The organism is Phytopseudomonas daroniae, assembly GCF_004327285.1.
Lineage (GTDB): Bacteria > Pseudomonadota > Gammaproteobacteria > Pseudomonadales > Pseudomonadaceae > Aquipseudomonas > Aquipseudomonas daroniae.
In genome coordinates this window covers 34,491-58,655 of record NZ_QJUI01000020.1, presented here as the reverse complement: position 1 = coordinate 58,655, position 24,165 = coordinate 34,491, and the positions used below count along the sequence as shown (strand labels likewise).

19 protein-coding genes and 2 pseudogenes are annotated in these 24,165 nt (G+C 58.8%); 8 read left to right on the top strand and 13 right to left on the bottom strand.

Translation table 11 applies throughout. The features are described from left to right. Position 1: 1 nt before the first annotated feature. The 3 genes from DNK06_RS20405 to DNK06_RS20395 form a co-directional block, all read right to left on the bottom strand. Positions 2–1,378 carry a multicopper oxidase family protein gene (locus DNK06_RS20405; protein WP_131181822.1) on the bottom strand — a complete coding sequence of 459 codons (1,377 nt, stop codon included), beginning with the start codon at positions 1,376–1,378 and terminating at the stop codon, positions 2–4. Positions 1,379–1,743: 365 nt separating this feature from the next. Continuing rightward, positions 1,744–3,318 carry an ABC transporter permease gene (locus tag DNK06_RS20400; RefSeq protein ID WP_131181821.1) on the bottom strand — a complete coding sequence of 525 codons (1,575 nt, stop codon included), beginning with the start codon at positions 3,316–3,318 and terminating at the stop codon, positions 1,744–1,746. A 2-nt stretch (positions 3,319–3,320) separates the two neighbouring features. Next, on the bottom strand, positions 3,321–4,340 hold the full coding sequence (locus DNK06_RS20395) for an extracellular solute-binding protein (protein WP_131181820.1): 1,020 nt from the start codon (positions 4,338–4,340) through the stop codon (positions 3,321–3,323). A 252-nt stretch (positions 4,341–4,592) separates the two neighbouring features. Here DNK06_RS20395 and DNK06_RS20390 point away from each other — a divergent pair, with 252 nt between their 5' ends. Further along, positions 4,593–5,189, top strand: coding sequence for an NAD(P)H-dependent oxidoreductase (locus DNK06_RS20390; protein ID WP_131181819.1), 597 nt, complete (start codon positions 4,593–4,595; stop codon positions 5,187–5,189). Between the two features lie 17 nt (positions 5,190–5,206). After that, a complete protein-coding gene (locus DNK06_RS20385) occupies positions 5,207–5,806 on the top strand; it encodes a TetR/AcrR family transcriptional regulator (protein WP_131181818.1) in 600 nt (199 codons plus the stop codon). A 284-nt stretch (positions 5,807–6,090) separates the two neighbouring features. Here the strand turns inward: DNK06_RS20385 and DNK06_RS20380 are convergent, their stop codons facing one another. The 3 genes from DNK06_RS20380 to DNK06_RS20365 form a co-directional block, all read right to left on the bottom strand. Continuing rightward, positions 6,091–6,624, bottom strand: a complete 534-nt coding sequence (locus DNK06_RS20380) for a LysR substrate-binding domain-containing protein (protein WP_242674740.1) — start codon at positions 6,622–6,624, stop codon at positions 6,091–6,093. A 117-nt stretch (positions 6,625–6,741) separates the two neighbouring features. Beyond that, complete coding sequence (gene ycaC, locus DNK06_RS20370) at positions 6,742–7,368, bottom strand: isochorismate family cysteine hydrolase YcaC (RefSeq protein WP_131181817.1); 627 nt, start codon at positions 7,366–7,368, stop codon at positions 6,742–6,744. 75 nt (positions 7,369–7,443) lie between these two features. Beyond that, positions 7,444–8,310 carry a pirin family protein gene (locus DNK06_RS20365; RefSeq protein WP_131181816.1) on the bottom strand — a complete coding sequence of 289 codons (867 nt, stop codon included), beginning with the start codon at positions 8,308–8,310 and terminating at the stop codon, positions 7,444–7,446. Positions 8,311–8,433: 123 nt separating this feature from the next. Between DNK06_RS20365 and DNK06_RS20360 the strand changes: the two genes are divergently transcribed. The 6 genes from DNK06_RS20360 (at position 8,434) to DNK06_RS20335 (ending at position 14,043) form a co-directional block, all read left to right on the top strand. Then, positions 8,434–9,336 carry a LysR family transcriptional regulator gene (locus DNK06_RS20360; protein ID WP_131181815.1) on the top strand — a complete coding sequence of 301 codons (903 nt, stop codon included), beginning with the start codon at positions 8,434–8,436 and terminating at the stop codon, positions 9,334–9,336. Between the two features lie 198 nt (positions 9,337–9,534). Next, positions 9,535–10,125, top strand: a complete 591-nt coding sequence (locus DNK06_RS20355; RefSeq protein ID WP_131181814.1) for a TetR/AcrR family transcriptional regulator — start codon at positions 9,535–9,537, stop codon at positions 10,123–10,125. Continuing rightward, positions 10,122–10,592, top strand: a complete 471-nt coding sequence (locus DNK06_RS20350; RefSeq protein WP_131181813.1) for a PaaI family thioesterase — start codon at positions 10,122–10,124, stop codon at positions 10,590–10,592. The genes DNK06_RS20355 and DNK06_RS20350 overlap by 4 nt, the downstream gene beginning before the upstream one ends. A 38-nt stretch (positions 10,593–10,630) precedes the next feature. Next, the gene (fabF, locus tag DNK06_RS20345) at positions 10,631–11,914 is read left to right on the top strand and encodes a beta-ketoacyl-ACP synthase II (RefSeq protein WP_131181812.1); all 1,284 of its coding nucleotides are present in this window, start codon (positions 10,631–10,633) and stop codon (positions 11,912–11,914) included. A gap of 139 nt (positions 11,915–12,053) precedes the next feature. Continuing rightward, positions 12,054–12,758: an SDR family oxidoreductase gene (locus DNK06_RS20340; protein WP_131181811.1), complete on the top strand. Its 705-nt coding sequence runs from the start codon at positions 12,054–12,056 to the stop codon at positions 12,756–12,758. A gap of 10 nt (positions 12,759–12,768) precedes the next feature. Beyond that, complete coding sequence (locus DNK06_RS20335) at positions 12,769–14,043, top strand: multidrug effflux MFS transporter (protein ID WP_131181810.1); 1,275 nt, start codon at positions 12,769–12,771, stop codon at positions 14,041–14,043. Positions 14,044–14,363: 320 nt separating this feature from the next. Here DNK06_RS20335 and DNK06_RS20330 read toward each other — a convergent pair. From DNK06_RS20330 to guaA, 7 genes and pseudogenes are all read right to left on the bottom strand, one after another. Continuing rightward, positions 14,364–16,444 (bottom strand): annotated as a pseudogene (locus tag DNK06_RS20330) (TonB-dependent siderophore receptor). A 527-nt stretch (positions 16,445–16,971) separates the two neighbouring features. Continuing rightward, entirely contained in the window at positions 16,972–17,172 is a 201-nt protein-coding gene (locus DNK06_RS20325; RefSeq protein WP_131181809.1) for a transcriptional regulator, read from the bottom strand. A gap of 476 nt (positions 17,173–17,648) precedes the next feature. Beyond that, positions 17,649–18,344, bottom strand: coding sequence for a DUF2290 domain-containing protein (locus tag DNK06_RS20320; protein WP_165493680.1), 696 nt, complete (start codon positions 18,342–18,344; stop codon positions 17,649–17,651). Beyond that, a complete protein-coding gene (locus DNK06_RS20315; protein WP_131181807.1) occupies positions 18,344–20,461 on the bottom strand; it encodes a DEAD/DEAH box helicase in 2,118 nt (705 codons plus the stop codon). Before DNK06_RS20315 ends, DNK06_RS20320 begins: the two co-directional genes overlap by 1 nt. Before the next feature lie 81 nt (positions 20,462–20,542). Then, a complete protein-coding gene (locus DNK06_RS20310) occupies positions 20,543–20,752 on the bottom strand; it encodes a hypothetical protein (RefSeq protein ID WP_131181806.1) in 210 nt (69 codons plus the stop codon). Positions 20,753–21,104: 352 nt separating this feature from the next. After that, positions 21,105–22,274 (bottom strand): annotated as a pseudogene (locus DNK06_RS20305) (tyrosine-type recombinase/integrase); the annotation flags it as partial. A gap of 307 nt (positions 22,275–22,581) precedes the next feature. Then, positions 22,582–24,162, bottom strand: a complete 1,581-nt coding sequence (guaA, locus tag DNK06_RS20295; RefSeq protein ID WP_131181805.1) for a glutamine-hydrolyzing GMP synthase — start codon at positions 24,160–24,162, stop codon at positions 22,582–22,584. Positions 24,163–24,165: the final 3 nt, after the last annotated feature.

Below are 24,165 nucleotides of genomic sequence, written 5' to 3'. Positions count from 1 at the left end.
GTCAGGCGATCTCGATGGCGGCCATGAGGCCGGTTTCCATATGGTCGATGACGTGGCAGTGGAACATCCATACGCCAGGGTTATCGGCAACGAAGGCGATACGCGCGGTCTCGTTCTTGCCGAGCAGGAAGGTGTCGGTGTAGTACGGTTCGATCTTGCGACGGTTGGAGTCCAGCACCTTGAAGATCAGCCCGTGCAGGTGGATCGGGTGTTGGTACTGGGCCATGTTGCGCAGCACGAAGATGTAGTGGCCGTCTTTCTTCAAGCTGGCGATGGGGCGATCGGCGCAGGTCTTGTCGTTGATGTCCCAGGCCTGGCCGTTGATCTGCCAGTACTTGTAGCGGCCAGCGGCTTCATCGGCGGGGGATGCCAGTGCCGCCGCCCACTCGAAGTTGAAGCGCAGGGTTTCGGCGCGCTGCAGATCAGGTTCGGCGACGGGGTTAGGCGGCAGCGCTGGCGGCCATTCACCGGCCGGCTCGCTGCTGGCCAGCGGCTTGATGGTAGCCAGGCGCAGCGGCCCGTTACGCAGCGACAGTTCGTCGCTGCCGACGTCTGGCACCTTGAGCGCCAGGTCGATGCGCATGCCCGGCCCCAGCCAGTATTCCTTGCCCAGCGGGCGCGGCTGGATCGGGTTGCCGTCCAGGGCATAGATGCGGGCATCGCCCTTGGGTAGGTTGAGACGGTAGGTGATGGTGCTGTCGACGTTGATCAGACGCAGGCGCACCACCTGCCCGGCCGGCAGTTCCAGGGTCGGCAGCGATACGCCATTGATGGTCGACAGGCGCCCGCGGGTGCCCTCGCGTGCCGCTTCGCGAGGCACGCTGAATGCGGTGAAAGCGCCCTGCTCGTCCACATGCCAGCTCTTCAGGCACAGAGTGCGCTCGTGCAGGAAGCCGGTGGGTTCGCGTTCCTCGATGATCAGCGGGCCGACCAGGCCGCGGCCCAGTTGCACCGCGCTCGACTCGTGAGGGTGATACCAGTAGCTGCCGGCATCCGGGGTGACGAAACGGTAGTCGAAGTACTCGCCCGGCAATACCGGCAACTGGGATACGTAGGGTACGCCATCCATCTCCAGCGGCAGGCGGATGCCGTGCCAGTGAATGGTGGTCGGCTCGGGCAGACGATTGATGAATCGCACCCGCAGTTCATCGCCCTGGCGGCAACGCAGCTCGACGCCGGGCGCCTGGCCGCCGAACGTCCAGGCAGGCGTGACATGGCCGGGCACCAGCTCGATGTCGTGGGGCGCGGCGATCAGCTCGTAGTCGTGGGTCTTGCGGTCGAACGGGCGCCCCAGCCAATAACGCGCGCCGCCAGCGCCCAGGCCAACGACGCCAAGACCGACCAGACCGCCCAATACCTGTCTACGGGTGAAACTCATGAAGCCTGCTCCTGAAGCGGGAATGGCCATTACAGACCGCCGTCGAGGCATAACCTGGCAGGGTCTTGTCGGCAACTATCGCTCGGTGGGTTACGCGCCGCGCGAAATGAGCATCGTCGGTAAGGCCGATGTATGGCACCGCTAACCCACCCTACGGGGTGCGAACGATACACCTTGAAAGCGGGGGTGTTAAGGCTGCGCCTCTGTTATGTGCTGGATAACGGAACCAAATGACTTCGTATGATCAGGCATGTCGGGATGGCAGCCGCGTAGGGTGGATGACGCTCTTTTCATCCACCATTGTGATCGCAGGACGGTGACGGTGGACGGATAAAGCGTCGTCCACCCTGTACCTCTCGCCTCGTTTACGTATGCCGATAAGCGCGCGTAGTCAGCAGGTAAACCGGCAACCCCGACACCAGCACGATCAACGCGGCATAGGGCGCGGCACCGGCGTACTCCAGGTTTCCGGTATGCGACCAGACTTTGGTAGCCAGGGTCTCCAGGCCGGTTGGGCCGAGAATCAAAGTGGCCGTCAATTCCTTCATGCAGTCGAGGAAGACCAGCACGAAACCGGCACCGATGGCTGGCGAGATGATCGGCAGGGTTACCCTGAGGAAGGTGGCGATTGGCGTATGCCCCAGGGTGCGAGCAGCCTCTTCCAACTGCGGCGAAGCTTTTTCCAGCGCCACGCGGATCGGCCCCTGGGCCATCGGCATGAACAGCAGCGCATAGGCCACCAGCAACAGAATGCTGGTCTGGTACAGCGCGGGCACGTAGCCGAGGGCGAAGAACACCAGCGACAGCGCGATCACCAGCCCCGGCAAGGCATGCAGCAAGTACGGTAGTTTGTCTGCCAGCGTGGCCATGCGCCCGTAGTAGCGCACCACCACCAGACACACCGGCAGCGCCAGCAGGCAACTGAGCAAGGCCCCGCCGAAGGAGTAGGACAGCGACGACCACAACGTCTGGGCGATTTCCACGACCGGAAAGCTGGCCGAACTGCCTTCGACGATCCAGAAACCCAGCATCACCAGCGGTACACCGCAGCCGATGGCCACCAGAGCCAGCAACAGCATCTGAGCCAGCACGCCCCAGCGACCCAGGCGCACCCGCGCCGCACTGCGTGCCACACCCTGGCCGGTACGTGCATAGCCGCGCCCGCGCAGGCGAAACTCGCCCCACAGCAGCATCATGCACAGCGCCAGCAGCAGCGCAGAGAGCATGGCGGCGTTGCTGCCACTGAACTCCAGCTCGAACTGCTGGTAGATGGCGGTGGTGAAGGTCTGGTAACGCATGATCGACGGCGCGCCGAACTCGACCAGCATGTGCACGGCCACCAGCAGGCTGGTTGCCATCAGCACCGGGCGCAACAGCGGCAGCGTGACCCGCCAGAACACCTGGCGGCGGCTGCAACCGAGCATCCGCGCCGACTCTTCCAGCGCAGGGTCGAGATTGCGCAATACCGCGACCACCGGCAGGTAGATCAGCGGGTATTTCGACAGGATCATCACCAGCACTGTGCCACCCAGGCCTTCGAACATCGGGCTGATAGACACCCAGGTGAAACCACTGACGAACGAGGGAATGGCGAACGGCAGGCACAGCAGCACATTCCAGTGCCGACGCCAGCGCAGGTCGCTACGCTCCACCAGCCAGGCCAGCGCCAGGCCGATCAGCGCGCAGCCGAGGGTGACCAGCACCATCAGCTTCATGGTATTGGCCAGCAGGCCGAAAACGAATGGCCGCCACAGCAGCGCAAAGGCTTCGTGCAAGCCGGTTTGCGCCGCGCGAGCGACCACGAAGAACAGCGGCAACGCGGCGAGCAGCAGCAAGGCCAGTACCGGAATCTGCAGCCAGATCGGTGGTGCCTTGCGCCGCCGCGTGGTGACGGTTACCGGGGGTAGCGGCAGTTCGGGGTTTACCGCCTGGGGCTGCATGGTCAGTTCATTCCAACTTCGCGTTGCAGTTCCAGCGCATCTTCGGCCAGGCCGATCTGCGCGGCAGTGATCGCCGGCGGCTTGAGCTGGTCATAGGGCTTGAGCAGCGGATCGGCCTGCACCTTCGGGTTGACCGGGTACTCGGCGGATTTGCTCAGCACGGCCTGCTGCCCTTCCTCGCTGATCATGAAGGCAAGGAACTGCTGGGCTTCTTTCGGGTGCTTGCTGGCCTTGACCACGGCCGCGCCGGACACGCTCGACAGGCCGCCCGCGTCGCCATCGGCGAAGTAGTGCAGCCTGGATTTGAGCTCGCCCTTCTCTTTCTTCAATGCCGTCCAGTAGTAGCTGTTGACCAGCGCAGCACCGACCTCGCCGTTCTCCACGGCCTTCATGGCAATGACGTTGTTGGTGTAAGTGCCACCAAAGGCCTTGAGACCGGTCAGCCATTCCTCGGCAGCCTCACGGCCATTGATGCGGATGACCGCAGCCGTCTGACCGAGGAACTCGCCGCTGCTCGGCACGAAGGCGATCTTGCCCGCCCACTCCGGGTCAGCCACTTCCAGCACGCTTTTCGGCAGTTCGGCCTCGCTGACCAGATCCGGGTTGTAGGCCAGCACACGCACACGCGAAGTGATGCCGATCCAGTTGCCGCTGTCGTCGGAGAACTTCGCGTCGATCTGCGCCAGGGTGCTCTCATCCACCTTGGCCAGCAGGCCCTGGCTGCCGAGCTTGATCAGCGGCGGTGCTTCTTCGGTGTAGATGATGTCTGCCGGCGAGCGCTCGCCCTCTTCAGCGATCTGGTTGGCCAACTGGCCGCCACCGCCCTTGCGGATCAGCACCTTGATCCCGGTCTTCTTCTCGAAAGCAGCCGCCACAGCCTTGCCGGTCGCCTCGTGCTGGCCGTTGTACAGCGTCAGGGTTACCGCGTCATCGGCGTGCACGCTGCTGGCGAACAGTAGGCCAAAGAACAGAACACCAGCGCCAATCGCACGCGCCAGACCGGTTACTCGATGTGCCGACATAAGCCACTTCCCTCTGAAACAAAAAAATCGTCGGGAGCGATTTTCGACATCGCTCCCGACGGCCTGCAGAGTGGCCGCCAGGGACGACGGACACAAAAAGTTACCGATGATTATACGGGCCAATTGCAGCTGATTCTCAAGAAATCCATGCAATGACGGGTCAAACAAGCGCTGTAAGGTCATCGACCCGCTCGACAACCTACCAAAAGTAAGTTACTAATAGTAGGTAATTGACCAATGGAGGTACCGAACATGCACGCCCTTATCGTTGTTGCACACCCGGATCAACAGTCTCTCACCCATGCGGTTGCCGCACAGATCGCCGACGGGGTCGCCACAACCGAGGCCAGGCACTCGGCCGAGATCGCCGACCTGGCGGCGGAAGGCTTCGACCCACGCTTCAACGAAGCCGACATCGCCCTGTTCCAGAAGAAGGCCCAGGCACCGGCAGACGTCGCGGCGGAACACGCGCGCCTCGACCGTGCGGATACGCTGGTGCTGGTCTACCCCATCTACTGGTGGTCTTTCCCTGCCCTGCTCAAGGGCTGGATCGACCGTGTGTTCACCCAGGGTTGGGCCTATGAGGATGCCGAGAACGGCAAGGTCGTCAAGAAACTGCAGCGCCTGCAGGTACACCTGGTGGCCATCGGCGGTGCGGACGAAGGCACCTTCACCCGCCACGGCTATGCCGAGGCGATGAAGACGCAGATCGACCACGGCATCTTCGATTACTGTGGCGCATCGGTAGCGACATCGCGGTTTCTGCTGGCCTCCGATCCTGGCTTCCCGGAGGCGCACCTCGAGACGGCGCAGGCGATTGGCCGTAAGCTGTTCGCCGAGCAACCCTGAAACGCCCTGGAGTATCGATGAGTTCGCAGCCCCCCGCATCGCCACGTCGCCGCCTGCCACGGGAGGAACGCACGCGTCAGCTTCTGGAAGTGGCGTGGCAGCTGATCGGCGATGAAGGCACGAATGCCCTGACGCTGGGCAGACTGGCCGAAGCAGCGGGCGTGACCAAGCCAGTGGTGTACGACCACTTCGGCACCCGCAACGGGCTCTTGGCAGCGCTCTATCAGGACTACGACGAGCGCCAGACCCTGATCTTCGACGCCGCCGTCGAAGCCGCTGCTGCGAACCTGCAGGACAAGGCCCGCGTGATCGCCTCCAGCTACGTCAATTGCGTGCTGACCCAGGGCCGTGAAATATCCGATGTCGTGGCAGCCCTCACCGGCTCCCCGGAACTGGCCGCGGTGAAGAAACGCTACCAGCACGCCTTCATCGAAAAGTGCGCAGCGATCCTGGCACCCTTTGCCACGGCCAAAGGCATTTCATCGGCCAGCATGTGGGCCATGCTCGGCGCCGCCGACTCAGTTTCGGACGCCGCCGTTGCCGGCGATATCAGCGAAGAGCAGGCCCAGGACGAGCTGCAGTCGATCATTCTCGGGATGGTCGAGCGCAGTTGGTAAAGCCTTTGGCATTTCCTTGATCGCGCCCCAGTGTAGCTTCACACATCAAATGTCTTATCCGAGCGATTGGGCTGAGTGGTCGCTCAAAGGCGATAGCGGCCTGTCGTAGGGTGGACGACGCTTCATCCGTCCACCAACCTAGCGATCGCAATGGTGGATGAAAAGAGCGTCATCCACCCTACGGCCGCTTCCGCCTTATGGCTGCCATCCCACATGACGATACCCCGTTCGCCGCCTCGGGCACATCGACCATCCTGGCCGATGTATGACTGTTGCATTCGTTGCTAGCGGGCAGTCCCTGAATCCTCACTAAACATTGCCTGCAACAGCATGGCGAAACGCGAACCGAGACTGTTCTGCGGGCGGTAATCCGGGTGTAGCAGGTAGCTGGTGAAGCGCATATCACCCGCAAAAGGCCGTACTTCGATGCCAGCATGCAAATAATCGCGGGCCACCAGCGGGCTGACGATACTGACACCCAGACCGGCGCCCACCATGCTGCAGATGCTCGCTGCATAACGCGCTTCCAGGCTCAGTTTGCGATGGTCGCCATGCTGTTGAAACAGCCGGTCGATACGTTGTCGCGTGCCATCGTCGTGAGCCAGCGAGATGAACTCCTCGCCAGCCAGATCGTCAATGCCGACCTGCTCCAATGCGGTCAGGCGGTGACCTCTGGGAAGAATGCACACTCCCGCCAGATCGCCGATCGTGTGGTATTCATGGATGGTGGTGCGATTGTGGAAAGCGCCGTCCCCGAACACTTTTTCGCGCATGCGCAGAGCGAACGGGCACGGCAATTTCTGTCGAAGATCATTCACTGACGGTGGGGTACCGTCCTGCCCCGACACGGGCAGGACGCCCCCAGCCAGATGGTCGGGATTTTCCTGTCAGCGGGCGGGATCGATCATGCCCGCTCCCTCATCGACAGGCCTCGCTCATTTCCCCTGGGTCAGCACGGTGTGGCTGGTGATCAGGTTGCGGTAGTCGGGGATATGATTGGAGAACAAGGTGCCCAGCCCCTCCACATCGTTGCGCCAATCACGGTGCAGCTCGCAGGCCGCACCGAACCAGCTCATCAGCTGTACACCGGCCTGCGACATACGATCCCACGCCGCATTACGGGTGATCTCGTTGAAAGTGCCGGAGGCATCGGTGATCACGAATACCTCGAAGCCTTCCTCGATGGCGGACAGTGCCGGGAAGGCCACGCACACCTCGGTCACCACGCCGGCGATGATGAGCTGCTTCTTGCCGGTGGCTTTCACCGCCTTGACGAAATCCTCGTTGTCCCAAGCGTTGATATTGCCGGGCCGGGCGATATAGGGCGCGTTGGGGAACTGGCTCTTCAATTCCGCAACCAGCGGGCCGTTCGGGCCTTCCTCGAAACTGGTGGTGAGGATGGTCGGCAGCTTGAAATAGCTGGCGATGTCGGCCAGCGCCAGCACACTGTTCTTGAACTTGTCGGGGTCGATGTCGCGCACCAGGGACAGCAGGCCGGTCTGATGATCCACCAGCAGCACGGCGGCATCGTTCTTGTCGAGTCGAACATAGGGTTTGCTCATGGTATGTCTCCTTCGGGTTGCAGGATTGCCCGGGATGGGCGCAAAGGAGGCTCCGGATACCGGGGCCTCCCAGACTCAGTTCGCCATATGGCCGAAGCGGCCGCCGCTGAAGTCGGCCATGGCCTGGCGGATTTCGGCCTCGCTGTTCATCACGAACGGGCCGTAGCCCACCACGGGCTCGTCGATCGGCTCGCCGGACAGCCACAGTACGGTTGCATCGCTGCTGGCCTCGATCTCCACGCCGCTGCCGGCGCGGTCGAGATGCACCAGTTGCCCTTCACCGGCGACAACGTTGCCGTTGATCAGCAGCGTGCCGTGCAGCACCACCAGCGCCAGCGTATGGCCGTCCTGCGCCTCGAAGCGACCGATGCTGCCCTGGCCGAGGCGCACGTCCCACACGTCCATCGGCGTGAAAGTGCGCGCCGGGCCGCGATGGCCGTCGAACTCGCCGGCGATCACCCGCACCCGGCCCGCGCCGTCAGGCAGGTTCACCGACGGGATCTGCGCATCCAGCAGGGTCTGGTAGCCCGGCTCGGCCATCTTGTCCTTGGCGGGCAGGTTGACCCAGAGCTGCACCATCTCGATGGTGCCACCGCGTTCGGTGAAAGCCCGCGAATGGAATTCCTCGTGCAGGATGCCGCCGCCGGCGGTCATCCACTGCACGTCGCCGGGGCCGATCAGCCCGCCGGCACCGGTGGAATCCTTATGCTCCAGCTCGCCTTGGTAGACGATGGTTACGGTCTCGAAACCGCGGTGCGGATGCTGGCCGACGCCACGCGGGCGTGCGGCCGGCTCGAAGTGCGTGGGCGCCGCATGGTCGAGCAGCAGGAACGGGCTCAGGTGCTTGCCGAGGCCGTCATAGCCGAACAGCGAGCGCACCGGAAAGCCATCCCCTACCCAATGCGGACGGGGGGCGCTGTAGACACCGAGGATCTTCTTCATGCCGATCTCCTGCGTGTGCCGCGGCGGGATGCGTTGGCGATGAAGAGAGCATAGAAGTAGGACGATGAGCCCGGTAGTCGCTATTATTTGACCTCAGAGTCCTATTGAATGAACGATGCAGCCATGCGAGACCTGAACGACCTCTACTACTACGTGCAGGTGGTGGATCACGGCGGCTTCGCCCCGGCCGGGCGCGCGCTGGGCATGCCCAAGTCCAAGCTGAGCCGGCGCATCGCCCTGCTCGAAGAGCGCCTGGGCACACGCCTGATCCAACGCTCCACGCGGCGCTTCGCGGTCACTGACAGCGGCCTGACCTACTACGACCACTGCAAGGCCATGCTGGTGGAAGCCGACGCCGCCGACGAGGCCATCGCACTGACCCATGCCGAGCCCTGCGGCACCGTGCGCATGACCTGCCCGGTGGCGCTGCTCGATACGCGCATCGCCGACATGCTGGCGGCGTTCATGGTCGCGTACCCGCGCGTGCAGATCCATCTGGAGGAAACCAACCGGCGCGTGGACGTGGTGGGCGAAGGCATCGACATTGCCATCCGCGTGCGGCCGCCGCCGATCGAAGACAGCGATCTGGTAATGCGCGTGCTCGCCGATCGCAGGCAGTGTCTGGTGGCTTGTCCGCAGTTGCTGAAAGACGGCATTCCCAGCGTGCCTGCCGACCTGGCGGGTCTGCCGAGCATGGATCTGGGCCTGCCCCAGCACGAGCATGTGTGGAACCTGATCGGCCCCGACGGTACGCAGGCCGCCATCCGCCACCAGCCCCGCCTGATTACCCGCGGCATGTTCGCACTGCGCACGGCTGCGGTCGCTGGCGTGGGCGTCGTGCAACTGCCTTCGATGATGGTGCGCGAACAGATCGCGCGCGGCGAACTGGTGCATGTGATTCCGGGCTGGGCGCCGCGGCACGAAATCATTCACGCCGTGTTCGCTTCGCGCCGGGGGCTGTTGCCGTCGATCCGGGCGCTGGTGGATTTTCTGGCGGAACGCTTTCGGGAGTTGGATGAAGACTGAGCTGCACAGGTGGTTGTCGGCATCCCGTTCGCTCGATACGGCGCAGCCTGCAGGAATCGAGGCGCGCTCATCCGCTGTCGGCGGCTGACGCCTCAGTCGCACTCCGGAACCTGGGCCAGGGTCATTCCGCCGCATCTAGCGCGTCGTTGACGCTCGTCGAATCTTTATATTATGCTCATCATATAAAGAGGAACCCCCATGCGATACAGCACAGATCAAAAGCAAATTACCCGCGATCGGGTACTGAAAGCGGCGGCGAGGCAACTGCGCGAACGTGGCCCGGGGCGCATAGCGCTCGCGAGCGTCATGTCGGATGCCGGCCTGACCCACGGGGGCTTCTACGCCCACTTCGAGTCCAAGGATGATTTCCTGCGTGCCACGGTCGAGCAAATGTTCGCCGACAGTCCGTTCGCCATGTTGCGCGACGAGGGTCAGCCCCCGCGCGAAGCGTTGGCGAGGTTCGTGAACTTCTACCTCTCGCCCGATCATCGGGACACCCGCGAAGGGGGATGCCCACTGCCCTTTCTTACGGCAGATGCGTCGAGGCTTCCAGCAGATATTCAGGAGCGCCTGGCGGGAGGAGCAAGCACGCTGACGAGGCATATCGCACAGCATCTTGCGACACTCGGTCACCTTGATGCTGAAAGCGAGGCGTCGTCATGCGTGGCTGAAATCATCGGTGCGATGGTTCTTGCGCGCGCCGAGCCAAACCGATCGCGCTCGGACGCCATTCTTACCCGAAGTCGATTGGCGATCTTGCGTCGGCTCACATTAGAGGCATGCCAATGAATCTCGTTGACAACATCGCCCCCGGCCTTTCCGGGCTTGAAACCGTACAGGCGTTGATTGCTGCCGGAGGCCGACCGCCAATCGGCGATTCGCTCGACTTCACCCTTGTTGAAGCGGGCGATGGATGGGCCGTTTTCACCGGTACGCCCGGCATACACGCCTACAACCCGATCGGCACAGTCCATGGGGGATATGCCGCAACGCTACTCGATTCCGCGTGTGGGTGCGCCGTTCATTCCAAGCTGTCAGCGAATCAAGCCTACACGACCCTGGAACTGAAGGTCTCATATCTCCGCCCGATTACGACTGACACCGGCCCCCTTCGGGCGGAAGGTCGCGTCATATCCGTCGGCCGTCGTGCCGCCTTTGCCGAGGCGATGCTGAAGGACGCCAATGGGCGCATCTACGCAAGCGCGACCTCGACCTTGCTGGTAATGGAACGCCCCCCGAAACCGGCGCTCGGCTGAGCCAGTACCTTGCATTGAACTGAAAGAGGAAGTCCCCGATGGTCAAGCAAAGCAAGCGTATCGTCGTGACAGGCGTCGGCATCGTCGGACCGCTGGGGTGTGGCACCGAGGAGGTATGGCGCAGATTGCTTGCCGGGCAGTCGGGAATCCGATCGTTGTCCGCCGAATTGACCGATGGCGTACCCTGCACCGTGGGTGGGCAGGTTCCTTCGCTGGCCGAAGACCCGGTTGCCGGCTTTGATCCCGAACTGGCGGCAGCGGCCAAGGATCGCAAGAAAATGGATCGCTTCATCGAGTTCTCGCTTGTAGCGGCTCAGGAAGCGCTGACGCAAGCGGGGTGGACGCCCCAGGATGCCGAGCAGCAACAGCGAACCGCCACGATCATTGCAACCGGCATCGGTGGTTTTGGTGCGATTGCAGAGGCAGTGCGCATCACCGATGACCGAGGGCCGCGCCGTTTGTCGCCCTTCACCGTGCCATCCTTTCTGGCCAACCTCGCGGCGGGGCATGTCTCGATACGCCATGGCTTCAAAGGCCCCATCGGCACTCCAGTGACGGCCTGTGCCGCCAGCGTTCAGGCGATTGGCGATGCAGCGCGGCTGATCCGCTCCGGCGAAGCGGATGTCGCCTTGTGCGGCGGTTCCGAAGCGGCCATCCATCGCGCCAGCCTTGGCGGTTTTGCCGCCGCGCGGGCGCTGGCGACCCGCTTCAATGATCGACCGGAACAGGCGTCGCGTCCTTTCGACCAGGAGCGCGATGGCTTTGTCATGGGCGAAGGCGCAGGCTTGCTGGTGATCGAGTCGTTGGAGCATGCGCTGGCAAGGGGCGCGCATCCCCTCGCCGAATTGGTCGGCTATGGCACGAGCGCCGACGCCTATCATTTGACTGCAGGCCCCGAGGATGGCGATGGTGCCCGCCGATCCATGGAGCAAGCCTTGCGGCAGGCGGGGCTCTCTCCGAGCCAGATCCAGCACATCAATGCGCATGCGACCTCGACATCGGTGGGCGACAAGGGCGAACTGGCGGCTATTCGGGCAGTGTTCGGAACCACGTCGTGTCCAACGATCACCTCGACCAAATCGTCGACCGGCCATCTACTGGGCGCCGCTGGTGGCATCGAGGCCATTTTCACGGTACTTGCCCTGCGCGATCAGGTCGTTCCGCCCACACTGAACCTGACCACACCCGACGCGTTGGCCGAAGGACTCGATCTGGTTGGCCCCAGCGCACGGCAGATGCCCATCGAATACGCGCTCTCCAATGGCTTCGGCTTTGGCGGGGTCAATGCCAGCGTGATTTTTCGTCGCTGGGGACAGGCATGAATACGTTGCTTGTCACCTCACGGTACCCATAAGGCGAACACTCCGGCCGGGGCGTCATTGGCATGACCGGCTTTTCTTACGGCCTTTTATATTACAACCGTCATATAAACGAAGAGCGCTCAGAGCAGAAGGATGTCCCATGAAACTCGAAGGTTCTGTTGTCCTGGTCACCGGGGCCAATCGTGGTCTCGGTCTTGAATTCTCCAAACAACTGCTGGCACGCGGTACCGCGAAGGTCTACGCCGCGGCACGCAATCCGGCCTCCGTCACGCTTCCCGGCGTGGTGCCGATCCAGTTGGACGTGACCAAGCCCGAAGAGGTCGCGGAAGCTGCGCGCGTCTGTGGTGATGTCACCGTGCTGATCAACAACGCAGGCATCGCCCGGCTGGGCGGATTCCTCACCGAGGATGCCGATGCGCTGCTACGCGAACAACTGGATACCAACCTCTTCGGCGTGCTGAACACCAGCAGAGCATTCGCCAGCACCCTGGGTCGTAACGGTGGCGGTGCGCTGGTGAACATTCTCTCCATCGTGAGCTGGATCAACACACCGGCAATCGCCGCCTATAGCGTCTCCAAAGCAGCGGCTTGGTCGTTGACCAATGGCCTGCGCCACGAGCTGCGTGCCCAGGGCACCCAGGTTCTGGGCTTCCATGGTGGCTTCATCGACACCGATCTGGTGCGGGCCTTCGACGTGCCCAAGGCCACGCCCGAAGACGTCGTACGCCGCACGCTGGATGCGCTGGAAGCCGGCAAGGAAGAAGTCGCCGTCGATGAACCGTCGCACCAGGTCAAACAGGGCCTGTCGCACGGCGTCTACCTCACTGACATCCTTGCCGGCTAAAGAGACGCCCATGACCAGACCAACCACGGAACGAACAGACCTGCAGGCAGTGCCGGGCAGCGCGGCGCTCGACACGGATCTCCTGCCGGTGCCACGTCGCCTGACAGGTTCGTTGCTCTTCCTGCTGGCCGGCCTGGCTGCGCTCGGGGCACTGTCGACCAACATCATCCTGCCCGCCTTCCCGGACATGGGCAGCGACCTGGGCGTGTCGACCAAGGATCTCGGCGTCACGCTCAGCAGCTTCTTCATCGCGTTCGCGGTGGGCCAGCTCCTGGCAGGGCCACTGTCCGATCGCTTCGGCAGGCGGTGGCTGGTGCTGGGCGGCCTGGCCGTGTTCCTGGCCGGCAGCACGCTGTGTGCGCTGGCGACGAACTTGCCCTGGCTGGTTGCCGGCCGCGTCGTACAGGCCCTGGGCGTGTGCGCGGCCTCCGTGCTGTCACGCGCCATCGCGCGCGATCTCTTCGAGGGCGAAGCGCTCGCGCGAACCCTGGCACTCATCATGGTGGCGATGGCAGCGGCGCCGGGCTTCTCGCCGCTGCTCGGCGGCGCGTTGAATCACCTGTTCGGCTGGCGCGGCGCCTTCGTGCTGGTCGGCATGCTGGGGCTGGTGCTCGCAGTGCACTACGTGATCGGCACAGGCGAGACCCATCCGGCAGATCGACGCGCAGCGATCTCGGCCGCGGCCATCGTGAAGGGCTACGCCCGGCTGCTCGTCGATCCCCGCTTCATCGTACCGGCGGCGTCGGTCAGCCTCATCCTTGGCGGGCTCTACACCGTCTTCGCGACGGCACCGGCCATCCTGATGGATGGCCTGGGTTTCTCGTCGCTGGATCTTGGGCTGTTCTTCGCCACGACCGTGTTCGTGGTATTCGCCGCCGGCCTGCTCGCGCCACGGCTGGCCCATCGCTGGGGAGCACGGCCGGTCATGCTCGCAGGTGTCGCCCTCGCACTCACTGGCGGCGCTCTACTGCTGACCGGATCGCAGACCGTCACGATGTTCAGCGTGTCGCTGGCGGTGTTCCTGCTTGGCATGGGCATGGTGAATCCACTCGGCACCGCGATCACCCTGCAGCCGTTCGGCCATCAGGCGGGTACGGCCTCGGCTCTGCTCGGCTTCCTCCAGATGGGCAGCGCGGCGCTGGCCATCAGCATCGCCAGCAGCCTCGATCTGCCTGCCTACACCGCGCTGGGCGCCGTTCTGGCGGGCTGCACGGCACTGTCCCTGATCGTTTTCGCAACCGGCATGCGCCAGCCACCCGCGCCACCCGCGCCTGCGGCGCCGTAGACGCAGGCATCGCGTGAAGAAAACACCGCTATAGCCACCCTCCCCCGGCTCCATCGTCACCGTCGCGGCAACGCGCATACCGCCGGGACGCCTCCTTGGCGATTGGCGCCGGGATCAGCCACTTCGCTCGGCACGCATGTCATCCGCGCAGCGCTTAATCAATCCGGCTTGCCGGATGACCGCGTGGACGAAGTGCTGATGGTTTGCGTCCCGCAACGACCCTTGAGACGGTAATCGCAGCAAAAGGCGACGGTATCGGCGAACAGCAACTATGGAGAATCACCTGTGCGGCAAGAAACAGCACAGGTGATGACACCGGCTTACCAGTTGTAACTCACCTTGGCAGTGACTTCGCGACCCGAGTTGTAGTAGTTCGCGGTACCGCGACCGACCACATGCTGCTCGTCGAACAGGTTGCTGACGTTGATGGCTAGGTCTGTGCCCTTGACGATCTGGTAGTTGAACGCGGCATCGAACAGCGTGGTGCCATCGCTCTCGCCAGTATCGTTGAGATCGTTGAAATGGTAGGCCCCAACATAACGGGCACCCAAACCGACACTAACATCCGTTCTAGGCACGCTGTAATAAGTCCAGAGCGAGGCCGAATGCTTGGGAGCGGTAACGAGCTTGTTACCCTTGATCGATACGGCATCATAGCTCGCCCCATTCCATACTTGCAGCGCACCACGAAGAACCTCGGTGTCCATATAGGTGTAACCACCAACTAGGGTCAGGTTCTCGGTCAGCTCAGCTTTGGCTTCCAGATCGAGGCCACGCACGCGCTGCTCGCCCACGGTCTGCTGCTCGATATTGCCATTCGGCTGCACAACCGCCGTGGCGACATCTTCCTGAGTCAACTCATAGATGGCGGCAGAGAACAGCGCATTCATCGCCATTGGCGAATACTTCACGCCCACTTCGTACTGTATGCCGCGCTCCGGGGTGGTGCCGATCTCTGGCACGGAGACGGACTCCACCATGCTGACGTAGGTGGAAACCTCATCGTTAACGATATAAGTCAGCGCCCCCCGGTAAGAGGTCTCTGAGAAGCTGTCGCTGTCGTCAAACTCAGGGACAACGTTGAAGTTGTTGAATCCCTTACTGGACAAATCCATGGAGTCGTTACGCACACCGGCAGTGACGATAAAACGCTCGTAGAACGACAGGTTCTGCTGCAGGAATACCGATTTGCTGGTGTAGTCCTGTTTCCTGGAAAGATAGGGCAAAAGTCCTGACGCAACACCCGTGTACACGGGATTGGTAACGCTGATGGGATCTATTCCCTGATATATAGCGCTTTCGTCGGTCGACGAGTCGCCGTACTCCACGCCGACCGTAGTGCTGCTGTCGATATTCCCAAAACGGGCGTCGTACTGCAGCATCAGATTGCCGTTGAGCTGCTCGGCCTCATTGTCTGCACCCAGAACAGCACGGCCCAGCATGTCTCCGGTACGGACTCCAGTCAGATAGGCAAAACCATAATCATCGTGTAATTCGCTGTAACGCAAGTTGCTACGTAGCACAAAGCCATTGTCGAAGTCGTGGCTGAGGCTGCCACTGATATTGGTGCGTTCGACATCGTGGAAGTTGTAGCCGGGCTCGCCGAAGAACTCATCACGGTCATATTCCCTGTCCATAGGGTAACCGCCACTGTTCGGCGTGCTCTTGGTCTTAAGATGATCGACGACCAGAGTTGCCGAGGTAAAGGCAGTCGGTGCCCAAGTCAGGCCACCCATGACGAACTGATTATCGTCACGAGAATGGTCGTACTCACGATCGCTGTCCTGGAACTTGCCGGTGAAACGATACGCCAGGGTCTGATCCGCGTTCAACGAGTCACCAACATCGATGCCGGTTTCCTTGTGATTGAAGGAGCCGTAAGAGCCGTAAACCTGACCGAATTTTCGAAGCGCGGCTTCTTGGTCACGAAGTTCACCGAACCACCCGGGTCGGCCGGGCCGAACAGCGTGGAGTTGGCACCACGCAACACCTCGACACGCTCATAAGCGAATGAATCTTCACGCACGCCGCGCATCGAGCCCAGGGTCAGGCCGTCGCGATAAGTCGTGGCGTTGAAGCCTCGAATCTGGAAGTAATCGTTGCGATCATCGGTGCTGTAGTAGTCGGCAATGACGCCCGGCGTGTATTTCAGAACTTCTTCAGTGGTGCTGGCACTGCGCTGCTCTATTTCCTTCTGCGTGATCACGGAAACGGAAGCAGGCGTATTGAGGATGCTGGTGGCGACCTTACCGCCAACCCAGAGCTCCTGAGCGACCACCGAGTTCGCATCATCACTGGCCGCGACCTGGGAATTGACGATGATCGGCGCGAGGCGGTAGGTCTCCTCCTCATTGGCGCTGCCTGCTTCTTGGGCATTCGCGCCCAGGGGAGTAGCAACCATTGGGGCGCAGAACAGGACGGCAACAGCGGTGCGTTGCCTTGATACACGTGTGTTGATAAACCCGGTTTTATTATCAGCCATGCTCAAGATCCTTGATGATTCAGTTTCAGCCGCTAGAGCCCTATGAATTTCTATTGTGACGAAGCCATACGTTTTTTCGGCGGGAACTATAATTCTAAAATCATCTCATAACGATAAATATTCGCATCTGCAACCTCGAAAACCTCACATAAACACCGAACTGCCGTCCCACTGCAGCGATGCACGGCCACGACCTCGCCCTCTAGTGCCGAACGTGCCACGGAAAAACGCTGCCTGGCGATGCCGAGCGCAGTTGAAAAATGCCAGGCGCAGAATAGAAAAAGCCCGCAATTACGCGGGCTTCAGAGTGTTTCTTGCTAGTTGGCGCCGGTCAGTGCCGGACGTCCAATCATTCCACTCTATTATTTTCTACAAAAAATATATAAGCAATATCAATAAATTACAGAATAAAGCATCACCAATACCATGAAAAATGCCATTTTTTGCTATGAAGGCGGTAGCACGCGCTCCACCTCGACAGAGCTCCCCCCGCTGCCCTGCCCGACCACCTTGGTCAGCTGCCGCAATAAGATAGCAAGCTCGGCCGGGTCGCCGTTACGGCGCACTTCGGCCAACAGTTCAGCGGCGTAGACCGGATCAGCATAGAGCTGTTCGGCCATTGCCTCGTCGTGTGGACGGCCTTTCATCTGGTGCCATCCTCTATGTTGAAGGTGGAGTAGAGGGTGACGCGATCGCACCAAGAAGCGCCGCGACTTCGGATGCCATTTGTTCCCTTCCCCATTAGCGGCCACATAGATTTAAGTCGTATAGAAAATTAAGAGTGGACTCAAGTATAGCTTAGAGGAGATTACACAAGCTGACGTGCCGCAAACCGTGCATATAGCGAGCGCAACCGGAAATTAACAGAGCTAGCTCTTGTTCCTTTTTTGCACCGACTCAAGGAGCGACCAATGGCATTGGTTCACAAGCTTTTTCGCTGCTAGCGAAAAATCGCCAACAGTCATCCATAACGCTGGCGTAGCTAGTATCTCACTATATTGGGGGAAGCACGTTTTGTTTGACTATGAGTCACCACTTACATGCTTGATTATCTTGGACAGATGAGCGTTCTCTCGTGCAGCAACTTTTTAGTGCTACACGAAAGAGCGAAGGCAGCACTTTGTTATCGAAAATGTAATCTGCGAGCCTCGGTTTCTTGGAAGAAATCATCGTCCAACTGAGAACAAGATGCAAGTTCGCGAATGTATTCCTCCTCAAAGTAATTTTCTATTTTACTTTCTTTTTCGTACTCACCCTTCTCCTTCCAAGTCAAGGAATGATAGAGGAATATTATTTTCAGAAAAAAGGCAAATGGGGAAAGCACTCTATTTACAGGCCATCTGTTTTCAGCTTTAAACCCGATATGAAAGTGGGCAGCCGGATGATATTTAGCGCAGTACTGATTCGTTGAAAGATCGTATCTTATAATTGGGATATCGAACGTCATATTCCCCTCGCTTATTAGCTGTTCAAACTCCTGCAAAGTAATATCACCATTTGCAAGCATGCTTTCCGCTGTTTGACGGTCATTCTGATATTCAATAAAGGAATAGGGGTTTGGATAATATGCTAGACGAATATCCTCTCGCTCGGTGGTTTCTGTGAATTGGAAAAATGAGTGATCCTTAAGCATTAAGTTAAAGTCTTGATTTTTCGCACCGACATCATAAACCTGACTATAACTACTGGACTGCCTTGCTGCTCTCTTGAAGTCCGATGAAGCTTTTAGTGAGCTGATGGGGCCGCATTGCAGAGCGATACCAGCTTCATAGGCAAAATCTACAGTTCTTCTCACACTTCTATCGAAGGCTGCACTCATCATTCTCCCTTCCCAAACGCCAGGTTCAATTCCATTTGAATCTCTTCCTCAGTGAAACCTTGATCGCGTAGTTCGCCTACCATTTGATGAAGCTTGTATATTTCTGAACTTTTACTATCGAGATCACGCTGAATTGTTTCAATCTCTTCGATGTTTGGCACTTCGAATATCAAGCTTGGAGCGTTATGGAGGCTTTGCTCAATCTCACGAAAGAAATAATTAGCCTTTTCACCCCACCCGCTAACCCGCAACCAAGCTTTGGTTCTCGTGAATGCGGTGAATAACTTGTTTCTTCCACTTCTGTGGTTTTTGTATTGATATATTGCATCTATACCAGCTGCGAAAACTAGGGGGGCTTCGTTACCCTTCGCTCTATGTACAGTAGAAAGTGTCACCATATCATCAAGAGTAAAAGGTGGTGCCGCAGAAATTGAGGTTAGGAGATTATTCGATCTTATTCCGTTCTGTGCCAGCGCACGAGAGATTTTAGCAAAGTATGTTCTCGCATTTAAATCATCCAATGAAATCACGAGAATATCATGGGGCTTTAAGCCTTCTGCCAGAGCTGCGGAAATTCCCTCTGTAATCCACAAGCACTCTTCATCTATTGAATCCGCACCATATAGCTTCACCAAGTCATTCTTGCTTTGTTGGTGATAAATCGATAAAGGGCTATTTTCTCGGCTTCGCGTAATTTTAACCTGCGTACCAGCGGTCAATGATCCCGATTCAACTGTATAGCCGACGTCCTCCCAGTGCTCTTCGTTTTCAAGCATCTGAACGGGCTTCTCCGAATAAAGCCCAAAGCCTACAGCGTGAGCCGTCACCAAGATTTCCAGCGGGTTTCGATAGCATTTGTAAAGCACAAGGTCATTACTTTGACCATAGCTTAGATTCGCCTTAAACCTCCTAAGATCAATTTTTGGGCTTCCGTCACTCGCATTACCAAACAATTCTTCAGGTGTACGCTGGTAGACATTGAATATTGACTGTAAGTCGTCATATGCCCAGACAATATTTTTATCACTTCCCGCGTCCCCTTTCGCGAGCTGATAGCATATTTTAAAAAAGTCATTGGGCAAGTCTTGTGCTTCGTCGATCAAAATATAATCATATTTCTGCTTTAATTTTCGCTCTTCAAGCTTCTCGCAAATAAAGCTAAATGGATCATTAGGGTTGTTGCTTTTTGCCACTTGAAACGCAATTGGTGTCAGCGAATTCTCCATGCATGCGTTGAAATACACTCCGTCGATTTTTCGCCCACCCCAAGCATGTAGAATGTCAATTTTCTCCCAATTAGGCTCGTCTCCGGCGAAGTGCCTATAGAATCGAGCAATCGATTCCTTGATCAACTCGTATAGACTTTTTGTGTAAAAAGTAAATAATATTTTTTTGTCAGGGTGCTGCAAGTGAATGTGCGCAGCTTTCATTGCTAGGACTACAGTTTTCCCTGATCCAGCAAGACCCCGAATGCGCTGAGGACCATTAATTAGACTAATCGCAATCTTTCTTTGGTCGATGTCGAAATTTGATATTTCTTTTTCCAACTCAATTAAAATATTTAGCTTTGTAGATGGGTCATCCGACACCTTGATCCTTCGGGAGGGTTTTGAAAGAGCTTTAGAGCCCTCAATTATCGCCCGGGCCTCGTCAAATATTTCATTACTTAGCGGAGAATCGTCGTGGCATAATTCGTCAAGATATACTTCTATCCCATTGATTGACGTTATCGTTTCATTTTCTAGATCTTCACTATCAAATTGCTCGGCACAAAAAATAGCGCTCTCAAATTGAACATGCAGCTCTTTTTTGCTTTTCCTCAGTAACTTGCTTTTCCGGATAGCAGAGTCAATAAAACTAAAGATCTGACTCAGATTTTCGTCATCGGTCTCAGCGTTAGATTTGCTAGATGTCTGGATTAGAACCAAGCCATGAACTTTAGACAAAATCAAAATCTTAGACTTTATTGTTTCATGCTCATAGTCCTTGAATACCGGAAATCCGTAGTACACTACTGCATCATCAAGCTTTAGGTCATTGGATCTGGCGGTGAGATATGTAAGTATTTCATTGTCTAAACCGTGAGGCGACACTTCGGTTGCAATAATTTTTTCCAATTTTTTATCCTTTTTCAAGAAGGGGAAGCATTTATTTATAGATCAAACAACCGCTTTTAACCAAACAATCCGTTCATAAACTCAACCTTTCTCCTTGGCGTCCTGGCGAATGCCGTTAGTCAGTTGCTCGACTAGATTAAGAGCTTCAGTCACAGCCTCACGTTTGATCACTAATCGCTGCCCAGACTTATACCGTATGTCGGCGGTTTCCTGGATGTAATCATCATCAACTACACCCTGCGTATGAGCGAGCAGATGACGCTGTTGGAAGGCCTTTGTCAGGTATTCCATCTCGACTCTCGTAAGATGCTTATCGTAACCTCCCCCTGTCGCGGCAGCCCAAAGAGCTGACCCTTCGGTAAGATTCTGAAATGCGTTGCGCCGAATCTTGGTTGTCGGGGCTACGCGCGCGTGGAGCGCTTCTGCAATCCTCTGGAATGCCGTCACCACGTTCTGTAAAGCGCTCTCAACGATCAGACGGCACGTGTTCTCAGCAGTATCTGCATCTGCAATGGCGGCTCTGATGGCGTCAACGGCTGCAAGCGACTGCCGGATGCCCTGGGCTGTGAGATCGAAGACAAGTTCCGCAGCGTTTGCCCCGCAAGACGGACAGAAATACGCCGCACCGACAACGGCATACCAACATCATGTCTGCCCAGTCCTGCAACATGGCTCGACGCTGATCGCGGTATTCAGCCTTGTTATAAACCGCCCTGACGCCCTTCTGCTCATGCGCAAGGCACTTCTCGATCCAGTCGTTGTTATAGCCTGCCTCATGCAATAGCGTGCTGGCCGTGCGCCTCAGGTCATGCGGGCCAAACTTGCCTAGTGATTTGCCTTCCTTCTGCGCAAGCCGATACGTCAGCGTCAGCACCTGATTGATCGTAGCAGCACTCATCGGTTGATCGGAATCGTATCGAGACGGGAACACGTAGTCCGAACCGCCTGCAAAGGTCTTCAGTGCAATGAAGAAATCCAGGGCCTGGTTCGACAGGAACACCAAATGGGGATTACGGCGCTTCATGCGCTCCTTGGGGATCGTCCATAGCGCCTCGGTGAAGTTGATTTCGCTCCACGTAGCATTGGTCAGCTCACTCTTACGCACCATGGTGAGTAGCAGCAACTTGGCCGCAGCGCGTACAGACGATGCCGTGCCGATTCGATCCATGTACTGATACATCAGCGCGATCTCGTCGGGCAGCAACGCGCGATCCCGCGGCTCGAATTTGGCGATGCTTGCCGGGCGCACCAAATCAGCAGGGTTCTCTACCTTCTGACCGCTCTCGATGGCCCAGCGGTAGACCTGCAATACGATTTCTCAGGAATGCACTGCCGTCGCCGGTGCGTTTCTCGCCACGATGGCATCGGTCAGGCTACGCAGGTCTTCGTGGGTGATTTCAGAGAGTTTCTGACTACCGAATTTCGGCTTCAACTCGCGCTCGTAAACTGAGCGGCGCATGTCGCGGGTCGAGTCGGCCATCTGATAACCGCGCAGCCACTTTTCGGCCCAAGCGTCGAAGGTCTCCGCCCCTTTGGTACGAGCCTTGTCCCTGGCCTTCTCCTTCGCTGGCGACTTACCTGCGGCAATCATCCTCTTCGCTTCGCCCAAGCGCTCTCGTGCCTCTGCCAGCGTGATTCCGCCGACACCGTAGCGGCCGAAGGTAATGGTCTCCTGCCTGCCATGGATCGAGTAGTTGTAGCGGAACGAGATTAAGCCTGCGGGTGTGACCGCTACGTACAGGCCATCCCGGTCGTTGGCTTTGTACAGCTTCTCTTGCGGCTTGAGGTTGCGCAGCTTGGTATCGGTCAGCATCGCCCCGGCAAATCTCCATGTAAAAATACCATGATGAAAAACATCGACCCAAAATGGCTAAAACCCTTAGAAATCAATGCTTAGATCAAAATCGATACCATGAGCTCAGCTTGACCATCATCATGGTACCGAGCGCAGCACATGGTATTTCCTCTCGATACTACCATCATCTGTGCCATGTAAAAGAGCTGCTTGGCGCTGCCAAACCCTGCCAGAAAATGCCAGACGCAAAATGCAAGAAGCCCGCAATTACGCGGGCTTCTTGGCATTTTTTGCTAGATCGTGCCGGACAGTGCTGGACGTGGGATCATTCCCACTCGATGGTCGCTGGCGGCTTGCTCGACACGTCGTAGGTGACGCGGGAGATGCCGTCGATTTCGTTGATGATGCGACCGCTGACGGTTTCCAGCAGTTCGTAAGGCAGGTGCGCCCAGCGGGCGGTCATGAAGTCGATGGTTTCCACTGCACGCAGGGCCACGACCCAGGCGTAACGGCGACCGTCACCGACCACGCCAACCGATTTCACCGGCTGGAACACCACGAACGCCTGGCTGACCTTGTGGTACCAGTCGGCCTTGCGCAGTTCTTCGATGAAGATGTGGTCGGCACGGCGCAGCAGGTCGGCGTATTCCTTCTTCACTTCACCGAGGATGCGCACGCCCAAACCCGGGCCCGGGAACGGGTGGCGGTAGACCATATCGTACGGCAGGCCCAGTTCGAGACCGAGGCGACGCACTTCATCCTTGAACAGTTCGCGCAGCGGTTCGACCAGCTTGAGGTTCATTTCCTCGGGCAGGCCGCCGACGTTGTGGTGCGACTTGATCACGTGGGCCTTGCCGCTCTTGGCGCCAGCGGACTCGATCACGTCCGGGTAGATGGTGCCTTGCGCCAGGAACTGGATGTTGTCGAGCTGGCTGGCCTGGGCATCGAACACGTCGATGAAGGTGCGACCGATGATCTTGCGCTTCTTCTCCGGATCGGCTTCGCCGGCCAGGTTGTCGAGGAACTGCGCTTCGGCGTTGGCGCGGATTACCTTGACGCCCATGTTCTCGGCGAACATGGCCATCACCTGCTCGCCTTCGTGCAGGCGCAGCAGGCCGTTGTCGACGAATACGCAGGTCAGTTGATCGCCGATGGCCTTGTGCAGCAGCGCTGCCACCACCGAGGAGTCCACGCCGCCGGATAGGCCGAGCAGCACGTTGGCGTCGCCGACCTGGGCGCGTACCTGAGCGATGGCGTCTTCGGCGATCTTCGACGGCGTCCACAGGGCTTCACAGCCGCAGATGTCGAGGATGAAGCGCGACAGGATGCGTTCGCCCTGCTTGGTGTGGGTCACTTCCGGGTGGAACTGCACGCCGTAGTAGTGACGGTCGTCGTCGAACATGCCGGCGATCGGGCAGCTCGGCGTGCTGGCCAGCACGTGGAAGCCAGCCGGGATCTCGGTGACCTTGTCGCCGTGGCTCATCCATACGTCCAGGCCGAATACGCCGTCGGCATCGACGTGGTCTTCGATGCCATCGAGGATGCGGCTCTTGCCGACCACGTCGACACGGGCATAGCCGAATTCGCGCAGGTCGGAACCGGCCACTCGACCGCCAAGCTGCTCGGCCATGGTCTGCATGCCGTAGCAGATGCCGAACACCGGCACGCCGAGGTCGAACACCGCTTGCGGGCAGCGCGGGCTGTTGGCTTCGTGTACCGACTCCGGACCACCGGCGAGGATGACGCCGCGCGGTGCGAATTCGCGAATCGCGTCATCGTCCATGTCGAACGGGTGCAGTTCGCAATACACGCCGATCTCGCGCACGCGGCGGGCGATCAACTGGGTGTACTGGGAACCGAAATCGAGGATCAGGATGCGGTGAGCGTGAATGTCTTGATGGGCCATGGG

Excerpts from the sequence above, each read along its gene's own strand:
- DNK06_RS20405 (WP_131181822.1), bottom strand. The coding sequence starts at position 1,378 with ATGAGTTTCACCCGTAGACAGGTATTGGGCGGTCTGGTCGGTCTTGGC.
- DNK06_RS20400 (WP_131181821.1), bottom strand. The coding sequence starts at position 3,318 with ATGCAGCCCCAGGCGGTAAACCCCGAACTGCCGCTACCCCCGGTAACC.
- DNK06_RS20395 (WP_131181820.1), bottom strand. The coding sequence starts at position 4,340 with ATGTCGGCACATCGAGTAACCGGTCTGGCGCGTGCGATTGGCGCTGGT.
- DNK06_RS20390 (WP_131181819.1), top strand. The coding sequence starts at position 4,593 with ATGCACGCCCTTATCGTTGTTGCACACCCGGATCAACAGTCTCTCACC.
- DNK06_RS20385 (WP_131181818.1), top strand. The coding sequence starts at position 5,207 with ATGAGTTCGCAGCCCCCCGCATCGCCACGTCGCCGCCTGCCACGGGAG.
- ycaC (WP_131181817.1), bottom strand. The coding sequence starts at position 7,368 with ATGAGCAAACCCTATGTTCGACTCGACAAGAACGATGCCGCCGTGCTG.
- DNK06_RS20365 (WP_131181816.1), bottom strand. The coding sequence starts at position 8,310 with ATGAAGAAGATCCTCGGTGTCTACAGCGCCCCCCGTCCGCATTGGGTA.
- DNK06_RS20360 (WP_131181815.1), top strand. The coding sequence starts at position 8,434 with ATGCGAGACCTGAACGACCTCTACTACTACGTGCAGGTGGTGGATCAC.
- DNK06_RS20355 (WP_131181814.1), top strand. The coding sequence starts at position 9,535 with ATGCGATACAGCACAGATCAAAAGCAAATTACCCGCGATCGGGTACTG.
- DNK06_RS20350 (WP_131181813.1), top strand. The coding sequence starts at position 10,122 with ATGAATCTCGTTGACAACATCGCCCCCGGCCTTTCCGGGCTTGAAACC.
- fabF (WP_131181812.1), top strand. The coding sequence starts at position 10,631 with ATGGTCAAGCAAAGCAAGCGTATCGTCGTGACAGGCGTCGGCATCGTC.
- DNK06_RS20340 (WP_131181811.1), top strand. The coding sequence starts at position 12,054 with ATGAAACTCGAAGGTTCTGTTGTCCTGGTCACCGGGGCCAATCGTGGT.
- DNK06_RS20335 (WP_131181810.1), top strand. The coding sequence starts at position 12,769 with ATGACCAGACCAACCACGGAACGAACAGACCTGCAGGCAGTGCCGGGC.
- DNK06_RS20325 (WP_131181809.1), bottom strand. The coding sequence starts at position 17,172 with ATGAAAGGCCGTCCACACGACGAGGCAATGGCCGAACAGCTCTATGCT.
- DNK06_RS20320 (WP_165493680.1), bottom strand. The coding sequence starts at position 18,344 with ATGAGTGCAGCCTTCGATAGAAGTGTGAGAAGAACTGTAGATTTTGCC.
- DNK06_RS20310 (WP_131181806.1), bottom strand. The coding sequence starts at position 20,752 with ATGGAATACCTGACAAAGGCCTTCCAACAGCGTCATCTGCTCGCTCAT.
- guaA (WP_131181805.1), bottom strand. The coding sequence starts at position 24,162 with ATGGCCCATCAAGACATTCACGCTCACCGCATCCTGATCCTCGATTTC.